The organism is Ornithinimicrobium carbonis, assembly GCF_050703245.1.
GTDB lineage: Bacteria > Actinomycetota > Actinomycetes > Actinomycetales > Dermatophilaceae > Ornithinicoccus.
Genome location: NZ_CP192647.1, coordinates 912,356 through 933,717 on the forward strand (window position 1 = coordinate 912,356; position 21,362 = coordinate 933,717).

Sequence of the window (21,362 nt, forward strand, 5' to 3'; positions counted from 1 at the left end):
ATGACCCAGCCCCACAGCCCCTACGCCGGCGGCGCCTGGACCGGTGCCGCGCAGCCCGGCGGCCGCGCGCCCCTGGCTCCCGGCAGCCGCTACATCCTGCCCCAGTTCGAGGAGCGCACCTCCTACGGCACCAAGCGGCAGGACCCCTACACCAAGCTCTTCGAGGACCGGATCATCTTCCTCGGGGTGCAGGTGGACGACGCCTCGGCCGACGACATCATCGCCCAGCTGATCGTGCTGGAGTCCCAGGACCCCGACCGGGACATCCTCATGTACATCAACAGCCCCGGCGGCTCGTTCACCGCGCTCACGGCGATCTACGACACGATGCAGTACATCAAGCCGGACGTGCAGACGTTCGTCGTCGGCCAGGCGGCCTCCGCCGCGGCCGTGCTGCTGGCCGCGGGTGCCAAGGGCAAGCGTTACGCCCTGCCCAACGCCCGCGTGCTGATCCACCAGCCGGCGCTGGCCGGCGGGGACTACGGACAGGCCTCCGACATCGAGATCCAGGCCAACGAGGTGCTGCGGATGCGCACCTGGCTGGAGGAGACCTGGGCCAAGCACTCCGGCAAGTCCGTGGAGCAGGTCCAGAAGGACATCGAGCGGGACAAGATCCTCACGGCCGCCGAGGCCAAGGAGTACGGCCTCGTCGACGAGGTCCTGCGCTCGCGCAAGGCGTCGCTGGAGGACTGAGACCACCCCCGGGTATGGAGCCCGTCACCCCTGCGGGGGTGACGGGCTCCGTCGTGCGCGGACCGTTGCGCTGACAGCGGACAGTCGGCAACACGCGTATGCCGTCAGCAGAATGAGGCTGTGCGACACGGGTCCGGCAAGGTAGCGTCGGGGACATGGCACGCATGGGCGAGAGCAGCGACCTGCTGAAGTGCTCTTTCTGCGGAAAGAGTCAGAAGCAGGTCAAGAAGCTGATCGCGGGCCCTGGTGTCTACATCTGCGACGAGTGCATCGACCTGTGCAACGAGATCATCGAGGAGGAGCTGGCCGAGTCCAGCGACCTGGGGCTGGGCCAGCTGCCCAAGCCGCGCGAGATCTTCGACTTCCTCGAGGAGTACGTCGTGGGGCAGGACCCCGCCAAGCGGGCCCTGGCCGTGGCGGTCTACAACCACTACAAGCGGATCCAGGCCGGCGAGGGGGCCCGCGGCGACGACTCGGTGGAGATCGCCAAGTCCAACATCCTGCTGATCGGCCCGACGGGCTGCGGCAAGACCTACCTGGCCCAGACCCTGGCCAAGATGCTCAACGTGCCGTTCGCCATCGCCGACGCGACCGCGCTCACCGAGGCGGGCTACGTCGGTGAGGACGTCGAGAACATCCTGCTCAAGCTCATCCAGGCCGCGGACTTCGACGTCAAGAAGGCCGAGACCGGGATCATCTACATCGACGAGATCGACAAGATCGCCCGCAAGAGCGAGAACCCCTCGATCACCCGCGACGTCTCCGGCGAGGGCGTGCAGCAGGCGCTGCTGAAGATCCTCGAGGGCACGGTGGCCTCGGTGCCCCCGCAGGGCGGGCGCAAGCACCCCCACCAGGAGTTCATCCAGATCGACACCGGCAACGTGCTCTTCATCGTGGGCGGGGCCTTCGCCGGGATGGAGAAGCTCATCGAGGCCCGCACCGGCAAGCAGGGGCTGGGTTTCGGCGCCGAGCTGAAGTCCGCCAAGGACGTGGGGGAGCACTTCGGGGACGTGCTGCCGGAGGACCTGATGAAGTTCGGGCTGATCCCCGAGTTCATCGGCCGTCTCCCCGTCATCACCACGGTCTCCCCGCTGGACCGCGACGCCCTGGTCAACATCCTCACCGAGCCGCGGAACGCGCTGGTCAAGCAGTACCAGAAGATGTTCGAGATCGACGGCGTCGAGCTGGAGTTCAGCGACGAGGCGCTCGACGCGATCGCCGACCAGGCGCTGCTGCGCGGCACCGGTGCACGTGGCCTGCGGGCCATCCTCGAGGAGGTGCTGCTGCCGGTGATGTTCGACGTGCCCTCCGACGAGGAGATCGCCAAGGTCGTCATCACCCGCGAGGTCGTCCTGGAGAACGTCAACCCCACGATCGTGCGGCGCGAGGTGACGCGCAAGCGTCAGCAGCGCAAGGAGAGCGCCTGAGGTCAGCCCCGCGCCGTCCGGCGCAGGTAGACCGTCAGCCCGCCCGCGACGGCGGCCAGCCCGACGATCCCCGGCAGGACCCCCAGCCCCTCGGCCTGCGGGCCGTGCACGACGAGTCCCGCCAGCCCCCACACGAGCACGGTGACGGCGCCCACGACGGCCGTGCGCACGGCATACACCCGCAGGACCGTCGACGGTAGCGGCGCCTGGCTGGGCACGGAGGCGGCGAGCGCGGAGGCGGCGTGCACGAGCAGCAGCCCCCAGGCCGCCGGCAGCAGGGCCCAGTGCCACGGACCGGCCACCCCCGCCCACCAGGACGCGACGCCGAAGACGATGAGCACCACCGGCATCAGGGTCGTCGGCTGGTAGACCACCAGCGCCCCCAGGACCAGGATGCCCGCCCAGGCCACCGGGCCGCCTCCGCCTGCCAGCGCCAGGGAGAGAGCGAAGAGGGCCGCGCCGAGCAGGGCCACCAGGCGCACCCGCAGGTGGGAGGGGTGCGCCGACCGCAGGTCGGCCCAGTGGGCGAGCAGCTCGGCCATCTCAGACCCCCACCCGTCGACCGCGGTGGGCCAGCTCGCGCAGCACGACGTCCAGGCTGCCGGGGCCCAGCCAGGGCACGACGGCCACGCCCTGGGCGCGGATCGCCCGGATCTCCCGGTCGCGTTCCAGCATGCGGATGCGCCAGGCGGTCCGGGCGAGCGGGTCCCGCTCGCCGCTGGGGACGACCGTTCCCTGCCGGGGATCCACGAGCGCGTCGACGACGACGACCGCCAGCCCGCGCGCGGCGAGGGTGGCGGCCTGGGTCAGCGCGTCGGGGGAGACGAGCGCGGAGATCATCACCACCAGCGTTCCCTCGGAGACGCCCAGGTGGACCCGACGGGGGTCGGTCTCCTCGGCTGCGGCGGGCACGACCCTGCTGAGGGTGTCCAGGATCCGCACCCCGTGCCGTCGCCCGGTGCCGGTCGGGACGGTGAGCGGGGTGCGCGCCGAGAGCACCCGCAGGCTGACCCGGTCGCCCTGCTGCAGGAAGTGCTCGGCCACCGCGGCGGCCGCGCGCACCGAGCGGTCGAGCGAGCTGGCGGTCCCGTCCGTGCCGCCGGAGGCGCCGAGGTCGTGGTGGGCGTCGACGAGCACGGCGACGTGGGTGTCCTGGTCGGCGTAGCTGGCGGTGACGTGCAGCACCCCTGTGCGGGTGGACCGTGGCCAGTGGATCCGTCGCAGCCGGTCGCCCACCTGGAAGGGACGCAGCGAGGCGAACTCGCTGCCCTCCCCGGGGCGGGTGGAGCGGTGCGCGCCCACGAGCCCGCGCGGGTGCGGGGCCGGGGCCGAGCTGTCGAAGGCGGCCGGCTGGGGCAGGACGGGCAGGGCCAGGGGGTCCAGCGACACGGGGCCCCAGCGGTAGGACCCCCAGGCGCCGACCGCGCCGACCTGGACGGGTCCGATCCGGCGGCGGCCCCAGCGGGTGGGGCGCAGGCCCAGCACGAGGCGGCGGCGTCCGGACACGGTGGGTCCGGCCGCGTCCACCACGCTGCTCACTCCCCGCCCCGCGGCGCCGGGGGGCCGCGCGCCCGGGCGACCGTGCCCGCCACCGCGGTGGGAGGCGCCCGGTCCCACGCCCAGGACGTAGGGGGTGGGAGCCAGCGCAGCGCAGAGCACCTCGGCCCCCTCGACCGGTTCCACCTCCGCCACGGCGAGCACCTGCTCCCCCTCCCGCACCTGGCCGTGGGAGAGCGTCAGGGCCCGGGCAGGGGAACGGTGGGGCCGTGCGACCAGGCTCCAGGCCAGCACGACCGCGCAGGGGGTGACCAGCACGACCAGGTCGGGGCGGCGCCACAGCAGGGCGACCGGTGCGGTGAGCACGACGACCGCCAGGCAGCGCAGCAGCGCGTGCGTGGGCGCCCAGCGGTCGCGGCGGGCGGGGGAGGCCACGGTGGTCAGCCCGGGTCGGCGGTCGAGGCGCCGGTGCGCGACCCGGGGACGGGCACCTGAGCCAGGGCGGCCTCCACGACGGCGGCTCCGCCCGTGTCGGACATCCACAGCTCGGGCTTGATGGAGATGCGGTGGTCCAGCACCGCGTGGGCGACGGCCTTGACGTCCTCGGGGGCGACGTAGTCGCGCCCGTGCACCACCGCATACGCCCGCGCGGTGAGCATCAGCGCCAGCGACCCGCGGGGGGAGGCGCCGACGAGCACCGCCCGGTGCCGCCGGGTCGCGGCGGCCAGTTCCACGCAGTAGCGCGACACGTCGTCCTCCACCGGCACGGTCTCGATCGCGGCCTGCATCGCGGCCAGCCCGTCGGCGTCGGTCACCGCCGCCAGGTGCTGGTCCTCCTGCCGACGGGCGACCCGACGACGCAGCACGTCCCACTCCTCCTGAGGGCTGGGGTAGCCGAAGGAGACGCGCATGAGGAAGCGGTCCAGCTGGGCCTCCGGGAGGGGGTAGGTGCCCTCGTACTCGACCGGGTTGGCGGTGGCCAGCACGTGGAAGGGCTGCGGCAGGGCGAAGGTCTGCCCCTCGACGGTGACCTGGTGCTCCTGCATCGCCTCGAGCAGGGCCGACTGCGTCTTCGGCGGGGTGCGGTTGATCTCGTCCGCCAGGAGCAGGCCGGTGAACAGCGGCCCGGGTCGGAAGGCGAACTCCGCGGCCCGCTGGTCGTAGACGAAGGAGCCGGTCAGGTCCGACGGCAGCAGGTCGGGGGTGAACTGGGCGCGGGTGAAGTCCAGCCCGAGCGTCTGGGCGAACGAGCGGGCCGCGAGGGTCTTGCCCAGCCCCGGGTAGTCCTCGAGGAGGACGTGGCCGCGGGCGAGCACGGCGGTGAGCACCAGCGTGAGCGCCTCCCGCTTGCCGACGACGGCCTGGCCGACGCGGTCGAGCACCTCCTGGGCCCGGCGCGACACGGTGGGGACGTCCAGGGGAGGGGAGGCGGTGGACCGTGGAGGCAGGTCCGGTGCGGCGGCGGTCGGCTGGTGGTCGGTCACAGCTTCTCGATCCCTTCGATGGCGGTCTGGACGGCACCCCGGCTGCTGCGGCGGGTCCCGGTCGGAGGGTGGGTGAGGTAGTGCCACAGCTCGGGGCCCGTCAGCGCCCGGGCCTCGTCCGGCTGCGCGGCGAGGTCGACGCCGTGCAGCGCCCGGAGGCGCTCGGCGGCCAGGTCGTGCAGCACCGCGTGGACGGTGTCGGGGCGGTCGTCCCGCTCCAGCGCGTCGCGCAGGTCGCGCCGCAGCCGCACGAGCCGGTAGTCCATCGCCGCCGGGGCGATGGCCTCCTCGCGCGGGGTGGAGGCCCACCACGCGGGCTCCACGCCGTCCCCCGTGCGCCGGAGCGCGGCCAGCAGGAGCCCGAGCACGGTGCCGGCGAGCAGCACGACAGCGAGCACCTCCGGAAGGCTGTGCGGCAGCGCGCCGACGAGGTAGAGCAGGCTTCCCACGACGAGGGTGGCGGCGAGGGCCCCGAGGAGCGTGCGGCGCAGCCGGGTCCGGTCCCTCACCGGTCGGTCCCCGTCGTGCCGGAGGCCCCGCGCGGGCCGTCCCCCCGGGCCTTGGCACCGTCGGCCTCGGCGTCGTCGGCGTCGGACGTGACACCGTCGGCCTCGCCCTCGTCCTCGCCAGCTGCGGCGGTCTCGCCCGCGGCGGGGGCCTCACGCGCGGCGGCCTCGCCCGCGGCGGCGTCCCGCGCCGCCTCGGCCGCCTCCTGCTCGGCGCGCACCCGGCGGTGGAGGTCCTCGTGGATGCGGCGGAGCGCCTCGACGGCGGACCGCCGCTGCTCCTCGGTGACCGGGTGGCGGGAGAAGCGGGCCTCCCGGTAGGCCTCGGACAGGTCCGTGATCGCCGAGGGGTCGACCTGCCACCGGCCGAGCACCCGCGCGGTCAGCTCGGCGGCGGTCTCGGAGGGGTCGGTGGCGAGGCCGGACCGGTCGACCGCGTCCTCCAGGGCGACCCAGCACGCCACGACGGCGTTGCGCGGGTCGCCCTCCGTGAGGGCGCGGTAGCGGACCTCCTCCCCGCTGGCGTCCAGCAGGGCCAGCAGTTCCTCGTCCGGCTCCTCGACGGGGTCGCGCTCGCGCCGGCCGCGGCGCAGCAGGGCGCGCAGGATCAGGAGCACGCCCGTCAGGATGACGGCGGCGTAGAGCAGCAGGGCCAGGTCGATCACGCGCTCGGCGCCCTCCGGAGGAGGAGTCTGGCTCCCCTCCTCCTCACCTGTCTGCTCGACGGGCACCGGCTCGGGCAGCTCGGGCAGCCTGATCGGGGGCGGTCCCCAGGTGCCCTGCGGCTCGGCGACGAGCGGTGAACCCTGGCCCGAGCCCCACAGCAGGAGCCCGAGGCCGACCACGGTCAGCAGCACCGCCACCACGGTCGCCGTGCTGCCCCTGCGCATCCGGTCACCCTAATCGGTGCCGCCGAAGGGCCGGCCCGCCGGCCGCAGGCCGGAGCCGGTGTGCCACACACCGTGCCCGTGCCACGGGTGGGTGGGTCGTGCCTTCCGAACGTGCCTGCCTCAGCAGCGCGCGCCGTGCCTCAGGTGGGTCGTGCCTTCGCGCGTGCCGCCTCGGACGGGCCGTGCCTCAGACGGTGCTGTCCTCGGTCACCAGGGCCACGTCGTGCACCGCCAGCTCGTCGGCCTCGGCCAGCTCCAGCTCGCCGGTGACCTTGCCGGCCGCCCGCAGGTCGCCCGTGGCGGCCCGGACCCGCTCGAGGTCGGCGGCCGGGGCGGTGAGCCTGGCGGCCGAGATCTCGGTCCGCATCTTGACCTTGGCCTCCGACTTGGCCCGGCGCAGACCGCTGAGAGCCTGCCCGACGACCCCCAGGAGACCGACGTCGCCGCCCGCGGCCCCGCCGAGCTCCTCGACCGTCGGCCAGGGCTGGACGTGCACCGAGGACCCCGCCTCGTGCCACCAGGACCAGACCTCCTCGGTCGCGAAGCACAGCACCGGCGCGAGCAGTCGCAGCTGCACCGACAGCGCCAGGCGCAGGGCCGCGCGGGCGGACAGCGTCGCGGGGGAGGGCCCACCCTCGTCCGCCGATCCGTAGGCCCGCTCCTTGACGAGCTCGAGGTAGTCGTCGCAGAAGGTCCAGAAGAAGCTCTCGGTGACGTCCAGCGCGGTCGAGTAGTCCCAGTCCTCGTAGGAGGCGGTGGCCCGCCGGACCACCTCGGCGAGGCCGGTGAGCATCGAGCGGTCCAGCGGCTCGGTGACCAGCGCGACGGCGTCGGCCGGCGTCCCGTCGGCGCCCTCGGGCAGCTCGCCGAAGGACAGGGCGAAGCGGCTGGCGTTGAGCAGCTTGATCGCCAGCCGCCGGCCGACCTTGACCTGGCCGGGGTCGTCGATGGTGTCCACGCCGGGCCGGGCTGCGGCGGCCCAGTAGCGCACCGCGTCCGTGCCGTGCTGCTCGAGCATGCCGAGCGGCGTCGTCGCGTTTCCCTTGGACTTGGACATCTTCTTGCGGTCCGGGTCCAGGATCCAGCCGTTGATCGAGGCGTCCGTCCAGGGCAGCGTGCCGTGCTCGTGGTGCGCCCGCACCACCGAGGCGAACAGCCAGGTGCGGATGATGTCGTGCCCCTGCGGCCGCATGTCGAAGGGGAAGATCTTGGTGAACAGCTCGGGGTCCGAACCGGGTCCCCGACCTCCGTTGGTCGGCCAGCCCGCCGCGATCTGGGGGGTCAGCGAGCTGGTCGCCCAGGTGTCCATGATGTCGGGGTCGCCGGTGAAGCCGCCCGGCTGGTCGCGCTGGTCGGCCGTCCAGCCCTCCGGCACGTCCGACATCGGGTCGACCGGCAGCCGGTCCTCGGACGGGACGATGACGGTCTCGTGGTCGACCTCCCCGTCCGCGTCCACGGCATACCAGACCGGGATCTGCACGCCGAAGAAGCGCTGCCGGCTGATCAGCCAGTCGCCGTTGAGGCCGCCCACCCAGTTGCGGTAGCGGTTGCGCATGAAGTCGGGGTGGAAGCGCAGCTCCTCGCCGCGCTGGAGGAGCTGGGCCCGCAGGTCGTCGCCGTTGTCGCGGCCCCCGTTGCGGATGAACCACTGCCGCGAGGTGACGATCTCCAGGGGCTTGTCGCCCTTCTCGAAGAAGTTGGCCTTGCGCTGGGTCTTCTGCGGCTCCCCGTCCAGGTCACCGCTCTCCCGGAGCGCGGCGACCACGGCCTCGCGCGCGGCGAACGTGGTCCGCCCGGCCAGGCCCTCGGCGTAGAGGGTCTCCCCGGGGCCGCCCGCGACCCACGCGGGGACCTCGGACTGCAGCCGGCCGGAGCGGGTGATGACCGAGCGCGTCGGCAGCGACAGCTCGCGCCACCACTGCACGTCGGTCATGTCGCCGAAGGTGCAGCACATGGCGATGCCGGCGCCCTTGTCCTTCTCGGCGGCCTCGTGCGCCAGCACCGGCACCTCGACCCCAAAGAGCGGCGAGGTCACCGAGGTGCCGAAGAGGTGCTGGTAGCGCTCGTCCTCCGGGTGGGCGATCAGCGCCACCACGGAGGGGATGAGCTCGGGGCGGGTGGTCTCGATGTGGACGGGTGCGCCCCCGTCCTGCGGGCCGCCGGCGGGGTGGAAGGCCACCCGGTGGTAGGCGCCGGGGTAGTCGCGGGCCTCGAGCTCGGCCTGGGCCACGGCCGTCTGGAAGGTCACGTCCCACAGGCCCGGCGCTTCGGCGGTGTAGGCCTCCCCGCGCGCCAGGTTGCGCAGGAAGGCCTGCTGGGCCACCGCACGGGAGCGGTCGTCGATGGTGCGGTACTGCACGGTCCAGTCGAGGGACAGGCCCAGCCGGCGGAAGGTGTCCTCGAACGCCTTCTCGTCGATGACCGTGAGCTCCTCGCAGAGCTCGATGAAGTTGGCCCGTCCGACCGGCACCTGGTCGGCGGCCTTCGTGCTGCGCCCGTCCCCGCCCTGCTGCGGCGGGGTGAAGTCCGGGTCGTGGGGCAGCGTCGCGTCCCCGCGGACGCCGTAGTAGTTCTGCACGCGGCGCTCGGTCGGCAGGCCGTTGTCGTCCCAGCCGATCGGGTAGAAGACGTGCTTGCCCGTCATCCGGTGGTAGCGCGCCAGGCAGTCGGCCTGGGTGTAGCCGAAGACGTGCCCGATGTGCAGGCTGCCAGAGGCGGTCGGGGGAGGGGTGTCGATCGCGAAGATCTGGCTGCGGTCCGCGGCCAGCGCGGCGTCGCGGTCGAACACGTTGGCCCCACGCTCACGCCATACCCGGACCCACGTCTCCTCCAGCCCGTCGACGGACGGACGCTCCGGCAGCTCGGCCGGGCGCGGAGGATCGGTGCGCTCAGGTGTCGTCATGGCGGCCATTGTCCCAGACGTGCGGTGGTGCTCCGGGGTCGAGAGGCCAAGGGTGGGACAACGACGGGGGGGTCTAGCGGTGTTCCGTGACGCAGGTCACGGTTTGGTCAAGATCAGTCGATGTCGTTGACCGTGACATGTCCTGACGTGGACTGTAATCCCCATGTTCGCCAACAGAGCCGTGCCCATGGCACCCGTCGAGGACCCCCAGTGGGTGACCGACATCGAGACCACGGTCGACAGCGCCTTCACCAGCGTCACCTTCTGGTCCGGTGAGATCATCTTCTTCACCCTCCCCGGCATCCCGCAGATGCCGTTCGTGGTGATGTGGCTCGTCGCCGCAGCGTTCATCATCACCATCTACCTCGGCTTCATCCAGTTCCGTGGCCTGAAGACGGCCTACGAGACCATCCGCGGCCGGTACTCCAGCGCGGACGACCCCGGTGAGATCCCGCACTACCAGGCGCTGACCTCGGCCGTCTCCGGCACCGTCGGCCTGGGCAACATCGCCGGTGTCGGCGCGGCCGTCACCCTCGGTGGTCCCGGTGCGACCTTCTGGATGATCCTGGCCGGCCTGTTCGGCATGGCGACCAAGTTCGCCGAGTGCACCCTGGGCGTGAAGTACCGCGAGATCCGTGAGGACGGCACCGTCTCCGGCGGTCCGTTCAAGTACCTGCCCGTCGCCTTCGACAAGCTGCCCAAGTTCCTGTCGGTCGGGCTGACCGGCCTGTTCGCCTTCGCCATCCTCTTCTTCGGCGTCGGCGGCGGAAACATGTTCCAGGCCAACCAGACCTACTCCCAGGCCGTGACGGTCCTCGACCCCGACGGCACCGGATGGCTGGCCTCGACGACCGGCTCGCTGGTCTTCGGCCTCATCCTGGCCGCCATCATCGGCGCCGTCATCATCGGCGGCATGAAGTCGATCGGCCGGGTGACCTCGACCCTGGTGCCCCTCATGGGTGGCATCTACATCCTGGCCTGCCTCATCGTCATCCTCACCAACCTGCCCAACGTGATCCCCGCCTTCGGCGAGATCCTCTCGGGCGCCTTCACCCCCCAGGGCGTCACCGGCGGCTTCGTCGGCGCGCTGGTCGTCGGCCTGACCCGCTCGGCCTTCTCCAACGAGGCCGGCCTGGGCTCGGCCCCGATCGCGCACTCCACGGTCAAGACCCGTCGCCCCGTCTCCGAGGGCTTCGTGGCGATGTTCGAGCCGTTCATCGACACCGTCCTCATCTGCACCATGACCGCGCTGACGATCGTCATCGCGGACACCACCTTCTACAACGACGCCCGCGAGTTCACCTTCGAGGACGGCGACCGCTACGACCCCGACTACGGACTCTCCGGCGTCGAGGTCACCTCGAGCGCCTTCGGCGAGCAGATCAGCTGGTTCCCGGCCGTGCTGGCCGTGGCGGTGGCGCTGTTCGCGATCTCCACGCTGATCACCTGGTCCTACTACGGCCAGAAGGCGTGGAACTACCTGTTCGGGGACACCCGCACCTCGACGACGATCTACCGCTTCGTGTTCCTGTTCTTCACCGTGGCCGGCACGCTGCTGACCTTCGGCCAGGTGCTGGCGTTCGCCGACAACTTCCTGTTCGTCTGCGCCTTCGTCAACCTGCTCGGCGTCTACATGCTGCTGCCGGTCATCAAGCGCGAGATGAACGAGTACCTCGCCGACCGCGAGAGCGGCCTGCTCGCCGAGCTGGGGTTGCCGGACGCAGAGAAGACCCGGCCCATCGCCGAGCTTGCCGGTGAGAACCAGATCGTCGACGCCTCCGGGCGCAACCGGGTCGCCGCCGGCGTCGCCGCCGACGACCTGCGGGCCAGCACAGGGAAGAAGATCGTCGAGGAGGGCGGCAAGGGTTGGGCCGATCCCGACGACGACGGCTTCGGCCGGGGCAGCGCCACCGAGCCCTACGGACCGATGAACCCCCATCCCAAGGACAGGGGCGCGCGTCGCAAGGGCCGGCACGAGGCCGCGCCGGACCCGGACGACAACGGCTTCGGCCGTGGCGGGGCGACCACCCCGACCGACCCGCCGCACCACCAGCCGCGCGGACGGCACGAGGCGGACGGTGGGCCCGACGTCGACCCCGACCACGACGGCAACCCGCGCACCTGACGCGAGTCACCGCGCGGGACCACCCGCACCACCGGCGAGGGGCCGGGAGCACACGCTCCCGGCCCCTCGTCGCGTCACCCGGTGCCCGGGGCCGGTGACACGCCCGGTCGCAGGGTCTCCTGCCCCTCGCCGAGACGCCCGGTGCCCGAGCCCGGCGACACGCCCGCCCGCCTCGACCTGGAGGGTGCACGTGAACCCGTGAGGTCGGTCGGCCCGGGCGTGTCCCGACCCGGCCGTCCGCGACGGGCCCCACGGGCCTCGTGCGGCGATCAGCTCCTCGCGGCGCGCCAGGGTCGGCCGGGGAAGTGGTGGCGGAACTCCAGGGGCGCCTCCACGGGAAGGTCCACGTCGAACCCGCGAGCGGCGAGCGCGTCCCGGGCTCGTCGCACCGTCGCCCACGGGGTGATGTAGACGTCCTCGGCCCGCAGGACCACCAGCCTCCACCCCTGGCCGTCGAGCCACTCCCCGGCGGGCGAGGTCCCAGCCCCACTGGCGGGCGTCCTCGGCGTGCTGCCGGCCGTCGTACTCGAAGGCCAGCTGCAGCTCCGGGTAGGGGAGGTCGAGCCGGTAGCGTCCTCGACCCGTCTCGTCCAGGACCCACCGGTTCACCTGGGGCTCCGGCAGGCCGCCCAGGACGAGGAGCAACCGGCTGCGGGACTCCATGCCCGACTCCGCCCCGTCGCGGACCAGCCCCGCTCCCTCCTTGGCGGCCGCCGCGCCGCGACCGGTCGCCCGTGCGGCCGCGCCCGACAGCCGGTCCGGGGTCGTCACGCCCCGGTGCACCAAGGAGTCGCCGAGCACCACGAGGTCGACGAGGGACAGGTCTGCCGCGAGGTCGACGAAGGTCTGCTCCGGGCTCGTCAACGGGACCTGGCCGCCCGGGAGTGTGGTGGTCCGCGTGAACTCCGGACCGCGCACGTGGCACCGCAGGCCAGGCCGCCGCCGCCGTGCCTTGGAAGCTGGGACCGTGACGTGCACCTCGGCGGTGTCCGGAACGAGACCTCCCCAGAGGCGGGCGGCGGTGTGGTGGCTCGCCACTGCCTCGGGAACGACCAGCCTGGCGGCCTCCAGGAGCGTGCTCGGCGAGAGCTCGACCGAGGAGGGAGCCCGCACCGTGCCGAAGAGGCGGTGGTAGGCCGGCCCGTCGACGCGGTGACGGGTAAGCCCGTGGCGGATCCCCTCGCCGCGCAGGAACGGCCGGTCCAGGTCCGCGGGTTCGACGGACTCCGCCCGGGGGCTCGGGTGCTCGTCGGGGACGGGTCCGTGCTCGTCGGCCGGACCCTGGGCGGGGCGTGGGCGGTCGGACCTGCTCGGCTCGGACGTCCTCATGTCGTCGATCGTGCTGCGTCGCGCCGGTCGACGGCGCCCGCCGTCCACAGCCCGGTGCCCGAGGCCGGCGACACGCCCGCCCGCCTCGACCTCGAGGGTGCACGTGAACCCGTGAGGTCGGTCGGCCCGGGCGTGTCCCGACCCGGCCGCGCGACGGGCCCGGTCGCCTCCCGACCCGGCTGGTCTGCGGCGGGCCCGGTCGCCTCCCTGAGCGCCGCCCCGTGAGCGCTCCCCGGAGACCGCCCCGGGGCATCCCCTCAGGCGATCCCGCGCCCGGGGTTCATGATCCCCAGCGGGTCGAACAGCGCCTTGACCGCCCGCTGGCGCGCGACCTCCGCGGGGCCCAGCTCCTCGGCGAGCCACGGCACCTTGAGCGAGCCCACGCCGTGCTCCCCGGTCAGCGTCCCGCCCAGCTCCCACGCCGTCCGGACGAGGTCGTCGAAGGCCCGCTCGGCGGCCGCCCGGCTCGCCGGGTCCGTCCGGTCGTAGAAGAAGCACGGGTGCAGGTTGCCGTCGCCCGCGTGCCCGGCGCAGGTCGCCTCGACGCCGTGCCGCTCGCCGATCCGGTGCACCGCGGCCACCAGCTCGCCCAGTCGTCCGACGGGCACGCAGACGTCCTCGATGATCCGGTCACCGCGGCGCTTCAGCGCCGGGTTGAGCACGCGCCGTCCCTCCAGCAGCAGGTCGGCCTCGGCACGGTCCTCGGCGGCCGCCACCTCGGTGGCACCCGCCGCCGCGAGCGCGGCGGCATACGCCTGCACGTCCTCGTCGGCGTGCCCGGGCCGGTCGGACTGGACCAGCAGCAGCCCGGCGGCGTCCGTGGGCAGGCCGTAGTCGCCGTACGCCTGGACCGCGGCGATGCTGGGCCCGTCCAGAAGCTCCACCAGGCTGGGGGTGTGCCGCTGCTCCCGCAGGGCGGTGATGCCCGCCACCGTGCGTTCCAGGGTGGGGAAGACAGCCAGCACCGTCAGCGCCGGGTCGCCCAGCGGGACCAGCCGCAGCACCGCCTCGGTGACCACGCCGAGCGTCCCCTCCGACCCGACGAACACCCCGGTGAGGTCGTAGCCGGCGACCCCCTTGGCCGTCCGCCGCCCGGTGCGCAGCACCTCGCCCCCGGCCAGCACGACCTCCAGGCCGCGCACGTAGTCGGCCGTCACGCCGTACTTGACGCAGCACAGGCCACCGGCGTTGGTGGCCACGTTGCCGCCGATGCTGCACATCGAGGCGCTCGCCGGGTCCGGCGGGTAGGCCAGCCCGTGCTCGGCCGCCGCCAGCTTCAGGTCGGCGTTGACCACGCCCGGGCCGACGACGGCGATCCGCTCCACCGGGTCGACCAGCAGGTCGGTCATCGCCGCGGTCGAGAGCACGATGCCGCCGGCCAGCGCCTCCGCGGCCCCGGTCGTGGCGGTGCGCGCGCCCTGGGGGACGACCGGGACCCGGTGCTGCGCGGCATACCGCAGGGTGGTCACCACGTCGTCCCGGGAACGGGCCCGCACCACGGTGAACCGGTCGCCGGGCAGCGGGTCCGCCTGCGGGGAGGCGTCCGCGGCGAACCCGGCCGCGATCTGCGGGTCGGTCACCACGCGGTCGCCCAGGAGGTCGTGGAGGGCCTCGGGGTGGGAGGTCATGACGTCGAGACGCCTACGAGGCCGGTCCACCCCGCCCGAGCCGCTACCATGGAGCGCACAGGCGTCCGAGCCGTCATCAGCGGCGAGCCTCCGGCAGAACAGCCCCGGCACCCCGGCCGGGAGCCCAGTAGACCCGGACGGGTAGGCCCGTCACAGCCGTCACGGAGCGGCGCGCCACGACCCGGCAGGACCGGGCGGGTGCGCAAGCGAGGTGGTACCGCGGTGCCGACCGGCTCATCCCCGGCGGGTGTCGTCCTCGTGGTTGGACACGACCCACGACGACCCGCACCACGAGGAGCCACGACCCATGGCCTACCCGCTCACCAGCACCTCCGGAGCCGCGCTGACCAGCTCGCCGAGCTTTCCGGAGATCGAGCAGGCCGTCCTGGCCTACTGGCGCGAGCACGACACCTTCGTCCGCAGCGTCGAGCAGCGCGACGCGGGGGAGGACGGCGCCAACGAGTTCGTCTTCTACGACGGCCCGCCCTTCGCCAACGGCCTGCCCCACTACGGCCACCTGCTCACCGGCTACGTCAAGGACGTCGTCCCCCGCTACCAGACGATGCGGGGCCGCCGGGTCGAGCGCCGCTTCGGCTGGGACACCCACGGGCTGCCGGCCGAGCTGGAGGCGATGAGCCAGCTGGGCATCAAGACCAAGGACGAGATCCTCGAGCTGGGCATCGAGACGTTCAACGACAAGTGCCGCGAGTCGGTGCTGAAGTACACCCAGGACTGGCAGGACTACGTCACCCGCCAGGCCCGCTGGGTCGACTTCGACAACGACTACAAGACGCTCAACGTCGACTACATGGAGTCGGTGCTGTGGGCGTTCAAGAGCCTGCACGACAAGGGCCTGGTCTACGAGGGCTTCCGCGTGCTGCCGTACTGCTGGAACGACCAGACGCCGCTGTCCAACCACGAGCTGCGGATGGACGAGGAGGTCTACCAGGTCCGTCGGGACCCGGCCGTCACCGTGGGCCTGCGGATCCTGCCGCAGGAGGGGTATGCCGCGCCCGCGCGGGCCCGGGCGGTGACGCGGACGGCGCCTCCGACACCGCCTCCGCCTCCGACACCCCCGCCGCCTCCGACAGCCCCGCCGACGACGTGCTCGCCGGGGCCCTGGCCCTGGTCTGGACGACGACCCCGTGGACCCTGCCGTCCAACCTGGCGATCATGGTCGGCGAGGACATCGACTACGTCGTCGTCGAGTCGGACCTCACCGGGCGGCCGGAGCGCTACGTCCTCGCCGAGGCGAGGCTGGCGGCATACGCCCGCGAGCTGGGGGAGGAGCCGACGGTCCTGGCCCGGATGACCGGCGCCGAGCTGGCCGGGCGCTCCTACGTCCCGCCGTTCTCCTACTACCAGGGGGGGGAGAACGCCCACCGTCTCGTCACCGCGGAGTTCGTCACCACCACCGACGGCTCCGGACTGGTGCACACCGCCGGCGCCTTCGGCGAGGACGACAAGGTGGTCACCGACCGCGAGGACATCGAGGCGGTCATGCCCGTCGGCGCCGACGGGTGCTTCACCGCCCCGGTGGACGAGTACGCCGGGATGCTGGTCTTCGACGCCAACGCCCCGATCATCGACCACCTCAAGGCGGCCACCCGCAACCAGGCGCCGGGGGCCGAGCAGCACGACCGGGGAGCGGTCACCGAGGGCACCGTCCTGCTGCGCCGCGAGGCCTACGACCACTCCTACCCGCACTGCTGGCGCTGCCGCGAGCCCCTGATCTACAAGGGCGTCTCCTCCTGGTTCGTGGAGGTGACCAAGTTCAAGGACGACATGCTGCGCACCAACGAGCAGATCACCTGGGTGCCCGAGCACGTCAAGCACGGCCAGTTCGGCAAGTGGCTGGAGAACGCCCGCGACTGGTCGATCTCGCGCAACCGGTTCTGGGGCAGCCCCATCCCGGTCTGGGTCTCCGACGACCCCGCCCACCCCCGGATCGACGTCTACGGATCGCTCGCCGAGCTGGAGGCCGACTTCGGCCGGCTGCCGCGCAACCGCGAGGGCGAGGTCGACCTGCACCGGCCGTTCATCGACGAGCTGACCCGGCCCAACCCCGACGACCCGACCGGCGCCAGCACGATGCGCCGGGTCGAGGACGTGCTCGACGTGTGGTTCGACTCCGGCTCGATGTCCTACGCCCAGGTGCACCACCCGTTCGAGAACGCCGACTGGTTCGAGCACCACTTCCCGGCCGACTTCATCGTGGAGTACATCGGCCAGACTCGCGGGTGGTTCTACACCCTGCACATCCTGGCGACGGCGCTGTTCGACCGCCCCGCGTTCTCCGCCTGCATCAGCCACGGGATCGTCCTGGGCAACGACGGGCAGAAGATGTCCAAGTCGCTGAAGAACTACCCCGACGTGCGCGACGTGTTCAACCGCGACGGCGCCGACGCGATGCGCTGGTTCCTCATGTCCTCCCCGATCCTGCGCGGCGGCAACCTCGTCGTCACCGAGGACGGAATCCGCGACGGGGTGCGCCAGGTGCTCATCCCGCTGTGGAACGCGTGGTACTTCTTCGGCCTCTACGCCAACGCCGCCGGCTACGAGGCGCGGTGGTCCACGGAGTCCACCGACCCGATGGACCGCTACGTCCTGGCCAAGACCCGCGACCTGGTGGTCCAGGTCGAGGAGGCCCAGGACCGGTTCGACATCGCCGGTGCCGCCGACGCCGTCCGGACCTTCGTCGACGTATTGACCAACTGGTACATCCGCCGCTCCCGCGACCGCTTCTGGGGTACCGGCTCCGCCGGTGAGGAAGGCCTGCGCACTGCCCTGGATACGCTCTACACCGTGCTCGAGGTCCTGTGCCGCGTCGCCGCGCCGCTGCTCCCGCTCACCACCGAGGAGGTATGGCGCGGCCTCACCGGGGGTGAGTCCGTGCACCTCACCGACTGGCCGACCGCGGCGGACCTGCCCGAGGACTCCGAGCTGGTGCAGTCGATGGACACGGTCCGCGAGGTGTGCTCGGCGACCCTGTCGCTGCGCAAGGCCGAGCAGCTGCGGGTTCGCCTCCCGCTGGCCTCGCTGACCGTGGCGACCGCGCACGCCGAGGGTCTGCGCGACCTGGCCGGCATCGTGCGGGACGAGGTCAACGTGCGCGAGGTGCAGGTGCTGGACCTGGACCAGGCCTCGGCCGCGGACTTCGGCGTCGAACAGCGCCTGACCGTCAACGCCCGCGCCGCCGGTCCCCGCCTGGGTCGCGACGTGCAGACCGCCATCAAGGGGTCCAAGTCCGGCGACTGGTCGGTCGCCGAGGACGGCACGGTCACCGCGGGCGGGCTGTCGCTCGTGGAGGGTGAGTACACCCTGGAGACCGTCGTCGGCGAGGCCGTCGACGGAGGTTCGCGGGCGACGGCCATGCTGCGCGGCCACGGCGGCGGGTTCGTCGTGCTCGACACCGGGGTCACCGAGGACCTGGCCCGCGAGGGCCTGGCCCGCGACCTGGTCCGGGCGGTCCAGGGCGCCCGCAAGGACGCCGGGCTGGACATCACCGACCGGATCAGCCTCACCGTCGTCGGCGACGACGACGTCTGGGCCGCCGCGACCGAGCACCAGCGCCTCGTCATGGACGAGACCCTCGCGGTGCAGTTCGGGGCGGCGGGGGCCGGGACCCCGCTCCCGCCGCCGCCCAGGCACGGCCTCGGCGGGGGCAGCGACCCCGACGGGGGCACCCAGCCGCGGATCCGTTCGCACACGGCCTCGGCCACCCTCGACGGCGACCGGACCGTGGAGCTGCTCATCACCAAGGTGGAGGCGCGATGACCGACCAGTTCTTCGACGGCAACGAGCTGCCGCTCGACCCCGGTGCCGCCGTGCCCGAGGTTCCGGCACGACGGCGGCGTGGCGTCGAGCAGGTCGACCCCGGGCTCGCGGCGCGCTACGCGGAGGTGGTCGAGGAGATCCTGGCCCGCACTCCCGAGCACATGCCCGAGCCGACCCTGCACCGGGTCGCCCGGGTGATGGAGCTCATGGGCGACCCGCAGCGGGCCTACCCGATGATCCACCTCACCGGGACGAACGGGAAGACCTCCACGACCCGGATCGTCGAGCGCATCCTGCGGGAGATGGGTCTGCGCACAGGACGGTTCACCAGCCCGCACCTGCACGACATGCGCGAGCGGATCAGCCTGGACGGAGAGCCGATCGGGATCGAGGCCTTCCTGGAGACCTACGACGAGGTACGGCCCCTCCTGGAGATGGTCGACGCCGAGTCGATGGCCGACGAGGACCCGCGGCGGCAGGTGCGGATGACCTACTTCGAGGTCGTGGTGTGCCTGGCGTTCGTCGCCTTCGCCGACTCCCCGGTCGACGTGGCCGTCGTCGAGGTGGGTCTCGGCGGCGTCTGGGACGCGACCTCGGTGGCCGACGGCACCGTGGCGGTCGTGACCCCGATCTCGCTGGACCACACCCGTCTGCTCGGATCCTCGGTCGAGCAGATCGCCACGGAGAAGGCGGGCATCGTCAAGGCCGGCTCCATCGCCGTCGTCGGCGTCCAGGAGCCGGAGGTGATGACCATCCTCACCGACCGGGCCGAGGAGGTGGGCGCGGACCTGCGGACCGAGGGGACCAGCTTCGGCGTCCTCGCGCGCGAGGTGGGCGTCGGCGGTCAGCAGGTGTCCCTGCGCGGCCTGGCCGGTGACTACTCCGACCTGTTCCTGCCGCTCTTCGGGGCGCACCAGGCCCACAACGCCGCGATCGCGGTGGCGGCCGTCGAGGCCTTCGTCGGCGGCGGGGAGCAGCACCTGACCGACGAGGTGCTGCGGGGCGGGCTGGCCGGGGTGACGTCCCCGGGTCGCCTGGAGATCGTCCGCCGCTCACCCACGGTCGTCGTCGACGCGGCCCACAACCCGGCGGGGGCCGAGGCCCTGGCGGAGGCGCTGCGGGAGTCCTTCACCTTCACCCGCCTCGTCGGGCTGCTGGCGGTCCTGGAGGACAAGGACGCCGAGGCGATGATCCGGACCCTGGAGCCGGTCCTCGACCACGTCGTCGTCACCCGGACCTCCTCGCCGCGGGCGATCCGTCCGACCCGGCTCGGCGCCATGGTCGCCGAGTACTTCGGGGAGAACCGGGTCACCGTCGTCGAGGAGCTGCCCGAGGCGCTGGACGTGGCGGCCGGCCTGTCCGACGACGGCGGCGTGGGTGGCGCGGTGCTGGCCACCGGCTCGGTGACCACGGCCGCCGAGGTGCGCATGCTGCTGGGGGTCACCAGCACCTGAGCCGGGCCGCCGCCCCGGGCGCGGCCGGGGACGGCCCGGGCAGCCCGGGGACGGCCCGGGCCGGGCTCCCAGCCTCTCGGCTCTGCGTCAGTGGTCCTCGCCGTGGTCCGCGTCGTCGGTGGCTGCATCGCGCCCCGTCCCACCGCCGGCGGCCTCCCCCAGCCACGCGGAGACGTCCTCGCGCGGCTCGGCGTCCCGCTCCGACAGCATGTCCGTCATCAGGGCGATCTCGCCCGACTGGGCGTCGACCATGCGCTGGGCGGCGGCGCGCACGTCCTCGTCCGAGGCCAGGTCGAGGGCCGCCTGCGCCATCTCCACCCCGGCGATGTGGTGGGTGGTCATCAGCTGGAGGTAGAGCACCTCCGCCTCGCGCCCCTCGGCGGCGGTGAGCGCCTCGATCTCGCTGGGGGAGGCCATCCCCGGCATCGGGACCCCGGCGGGCAGATCTGCGGTGTCGTGACCCTCCCCGTGGTCGCGCATCCAGGCCATCCGCTCGTCGGTACGGGCGCGCGGCAGGTCCCAGTCGGCCAGCCACGACGCCATCTGCCCGCGCTCGAAGTTCTGGTTGTTGTCGATGTCCACGGCCAGTCGTCGCACGTCCTCGTCGTCGGTGCGCTGCATCACCAGCTGCGACATCTGCACGGCCTGGGCGTGGTGCTCGCTCATGTCCCGGGCGAACCCGGCGTCGGCGCTCCCCTCGCCGGGACGACCCGCGCCGAAGGCCAGCCAGCCCAGCAGCACGCCCAGGCACAGGGCGGCCACCGTCACGGCGGCCAGCGCCGGTGCTCCGAACGTGCGCCAGCGCTCGCGGGCGGCCGCGCGGCCGTCCGCGGGTGCGGGGGCGGCCACGCCTCCACCCACCGCCGCACGGCCGTCTGCGCCCGCACGCCCGCCCTGGTCGTCCGGGCCGACGGGGGTGCTCACGAGCCGGCCACCAGGTTCTCGGTGGTGCCTCCGGTGCAGGCGGCCCCGGGCTCGGGGGTCTGCGGCCCCTGCTTGTACTCGCCGATGAAGCGGGTCAGGTCCGCGCGGTCGGCCTCCTCCAGCGTCATCTGGTGCCCCCAGGCCGTCGCCACGACCGGGGCGTCCTGCTCCGGGTCGGGCGAGACGAGCATGTAGTCCTGCCCGCCCAGGTCGGTGAGCACCTCGACCTGGTCGGCCGGCAGGTCGGGGGAGTAGGTCAGCCACACCGCACCGTGCTCCAAGGAGTGCACCGCGTGCTCGGCGGGCACCGGGTCGGGGTAGACGCCGCAGTCCCACCACGCCGGGTGGTGCGGACCGCCGACCGGGGGCGACTCCTCGTACTCCACCGGCTCGTTGGTGTGGTCGGCGGCCTGGTAGTCGTAGGACTGCACCGGCAGCCGGTCTCCGACGATGGCCCAGGTCACGGCGCCGACGATGAGAGCGACCACCAGGGCCGCAGAGCCCCAGATGATCGCGCCGCGGCGACGCTCGGCCGAGGCGGTGGCCTTCTGGATCTTGGCCACCTTCGTGGCGCGGTCAGGGGAGGTGCTGCGGTCGGGTCGGGGCACGGTGGTCGCTCCTGCTCGGCGCGGGTCGGGCTGTCGGGTCGGCTGTGCGGTCGTCGGGCTGTCCGCTGTCTGGCTGTCACTCTGTCGGCTCCCAGGGTAGGTGGTCCGACTGACAACG

Annotated in this window: 14 protein-coding genes and 1 pseudogene; 5 read left to right on the top strand and 10 right to left on the bottom strand. The window is 73.0% G+C overall.

Annotated features, from left to right (window positions below; genetic code table 11):
- Together ACQ95T_RS04735 and clpX are read left to right on the top strand one after the other, a co-directional pair.
- Positions 1-693 carry an ATP-dependent Clp protease proteolytic subunit gene (locus ACQ95T_RS04735; RefSeq protein ID WP_425939774.1) on the top strand — a complete coding sequence of 231 codons (693 nt, stop codon included), beginning with the start codon at positions 1-3 and terminating at the stop codon, positions 691-693.
- Between the two features lie 155 nt (positions 694-848).
- Positions 849-2,120, top strand: a complete 1,272-nt coding sequence (clpX, locus tag ACQ95T_RS04740; RefSeq protein ID WP_425939776.1) for an ATP-dependent Clp protease ATP-binding subunit ClpX — start codon at positions 849-851, stop codon at positions 2,118-2,120.
- Between the two features lie 2 nt (positions 2,121-2,122).
- Here clpX and ACQ95T_RS04745 read toward each other — a convergent pair whose 3' ends face one another.
- The 6 genes from ACQ95T_RS04745 to valS form a co-directional block, all read right to left on the bottom strand.
- Positions 2,123-2,662 (bottom strand): hypothetical protein, encoded by a 540-nt coding sequence (locus ACQ95T_RS04745; RefSeq protein WP_425939778.1) that lies wholly within the window; start codon positions 2,660-2,662, stop codon positions 2,123-2,125.
- Position 2,663: 1 nt separating this feature from the next.
- Positions 2,664-4,052: a DUF58 domain-containing protein gene (locus tag ACQ95T_RS04750; protein WP_425939780.1), complete on the bottom strand. Its 1,389-nt coding sequence runs from the start codon at positions 4,050-4,052 to the stop codon at positions 2,664-2,666.
- A 5-nt stretch (positions 4,053-4,057) separates the two neighbouring features.
- Positions 4,058-5,035 carry an AAA family ATPase gene (locus tag ACQ95T_RS04755; RefSeq protein ID WP_425940042.1) on the bottom strand — a complete coding sequence of 326 codons (978 nt, stop codon included), beginning with the start codon at positions 5,033-5,035 and terminating at the stop codon, positions 4,058-4,060.
- 62 nt (positions 5,036-5,097) lie between these two features.
- A complete protein-coding gene (locus tag ACQ95T_RS04760; RefSeq protein WP_425939782.1) occupies positions 5,098-5,610 on the bottom strand; it encodes a hypothetical protein in 513 nt (170 codons plus the stop codon).
- A complete protein-coding gene (locus ACQ95T_RS04765; protein WP_425939784.1) occupies positions 5,607-6,497 on the bottom strand; it encodes a DUF4129 domain-containing protein in 891 nt (296 codons plus the stop codon). Before ACQ95T_RS04765 ends, ACQ95T_RS04760 begins: the two co-directional genes overlap by 4 nt.
- 187 nt (positions 6,498-6,684) lie before the next feature.
- Positions 6,685-9,408, bottom strand: coding sequence for a valine--tRNA ligase (gene valS / locus ACQ95T_RS04770; protein ID WP_425939785.1), 2,724 nt, complete (start codon positions 9,406-9,408; stop codon positions 6,685-6,687).
- A 154-nt stretch (positions 9,409-9,562) separates the two neighbouring features.
- Between valS and ACQ95T_RS04775 the strand changes: the two genes are divergently transcribed.
- Positions 9,563-11,524 carry an alanine/glycine:cation symporter family protein gene (locus ACQ95T_RS04775; protein WP_425939787.1) on the top strand — a complete coding sequence of 654 codons (1,962 nt, stop codon included), beginning with the start codon at positions 9,563-9,565 and terminating at the stop codon, positions 11,522-11,524.
- A gap of 6 nt (positions 11,525-11,530) precedes the next feature.
- Here the strand turns inward: ACQ95T_RS04775 and ACQ95T_RS04780 are convergent, their stop codons facing one another.
- Positions 11,531-12,853 carry a hypothetical protein gene (locus ACQ95T_RS04780; protein ID WP_431473587.1) on the bottom strand — a complete coding sequence of 441 codons (1,323 nt, stop codon included), beginning with the start codon at positions 12,851-12,853 and terminating at the stop codon, positions 11,531-11,533.
- Positions 12,854-13,110: 257 nt separating this feature from the next.
- Positions 13,111-14,481, bottom strand: a complete 1,371-nt coding sequence (locus ACQ95T_RS04785; RefSeq protein ID WP_425939791.1) for an FAD-binding oxidoreductase — start codon at positions 14,479-14,481, stop codon at positions 13,111-13,113.
- A gap of 307 nt (positions 14,482-14,788) precedes the next feature.
- Between ACQ95T_RS04785 and ileS the strand changes: the two are divergent.
- Both ileS and ACQ95T_RS04795 read left to right on the top strand, forming a co-directional pair.
- A pseudogene (gene ileS / locus ACQ95T_RS04790) lies at positions 14,789-18,258 on the top strand (isoleucine--tRNA ligase).
- Positions 18,255-19,712, top strand: coding sequence for a bifunctional folylpolyglutamate synthase/dihydrofolate synthase (locus ACQ95T_RS04795; RefSeq protein WP_425939794.1), 1,458 nt, complete (start codon positions 18,255-18,257; stop codon positions 19,710-19,712). The pseudogene ileS and the gene ACQ95T_RS04795 overlap by 4 nt, the downstream one beginning before the upstream one ends.
- An 87-nt stretch (positions 19,713-19,799) precedes the next feature.
- Here ACQ95T_RS04795 and ACQ95T_RS04800 read toward each other — a convergent pair whose 3' ends face one another.
- Both ACQ95T_RS04800 and ACQ95T_RS04805 read right to left on the bottom strand, forming a co-directional pair.
- Complete coding sequence (locus tag ACQ95T_RS04800) at positions 19,800-20,636, bottom strand: DUF305 domain-containing protein (protein WP_425939796.1); 837 nt, start codon at positions 20,634-20,636, stop codon at positions 19,800-19,802.
- Positions 20,633-21,244, bottom strand: coding sequence for a DUF3105 domain-containing protein (locus ACQ95T_RS04805; RefSeq protein WP_425939798.1), 612 nt, complete (start codon positions 21,242-21,244; stop codon positions 20,633-20,635). The genes ACQ95T_RS04800 and ACQ95T_RS04805 overlap by 4 nt, the downstream gene beginning before the upstream one ends.
- Positions 21,245-21,362 lie beyond the last annotated feature (118 nt).

Bases quoted from the DNA above. Each gene is read 5' to 3' on its own strand.
- ACQ95T_RS04795 (WP_425939794.1), top strand. From the start codon at position 18,255: ATGACCGACCAGTTCTTCGACGGCAACGAGCTGCCGCTCGACCCCGGT.
- ACQ95T_RS04785 (WP_425939791.1), bottom strand. From the start codon at position 14,481: ATGACCTCCCACCCCGAGGCCCTCCACGACCTCCTGGGCGACCGCGTG.
- clpX (WP_425939776.1), top strand. From the start codon at position 849: ATGGCACGCATGGGCGAGAGCAGCGACCTGCTGAAGTGCTCTTTCTGC.
- ACQ95T_RS04765 (WP_425939784.1), bottom strand. From the start codon at position 6,497: ATGCGCAGGGGCAGCACGGCGACCGTGGTGGCGGTGCTGCTGACCGTG.
- ACQ95T_RS04745 (WP_425939778.1), bottom strand. From the start codon at position 2,662: ATGGCCGAGCTGCTCGCCCACTGGGCCGACCTGCGGTCGGCGCACCCC.
- ACQ95T_RS04780 (WP_431473587.1), bottom strand. From the start codon at position 12,853: ATGAGGACGTCCGAGCCGAGCAGGTCCGACCGCCCACGCCCCGCCCAG.
- ACQ95T_RS04775 (WP_425939787.1), top strand. From the start codon at position 9,563: ATGTTCGCCAACAGAGCCGTGCCCATGGCACCCGTCGAGGACCCCCAG.
- ACQ95T_RS04735 (WP_425939774.1), top strand. From the start codon at position 1: ATGACCCAGCCCCACAGCCCCTACGCCGGCGGCGCCTGGACCGGTGCC.
- valS (WP_425939785.1), bottom strand. From the start codon at position 9,408: ATGGCCGCCATGACGACACCTGAGCGCACCGATCCTCCGCGCCCGGCC.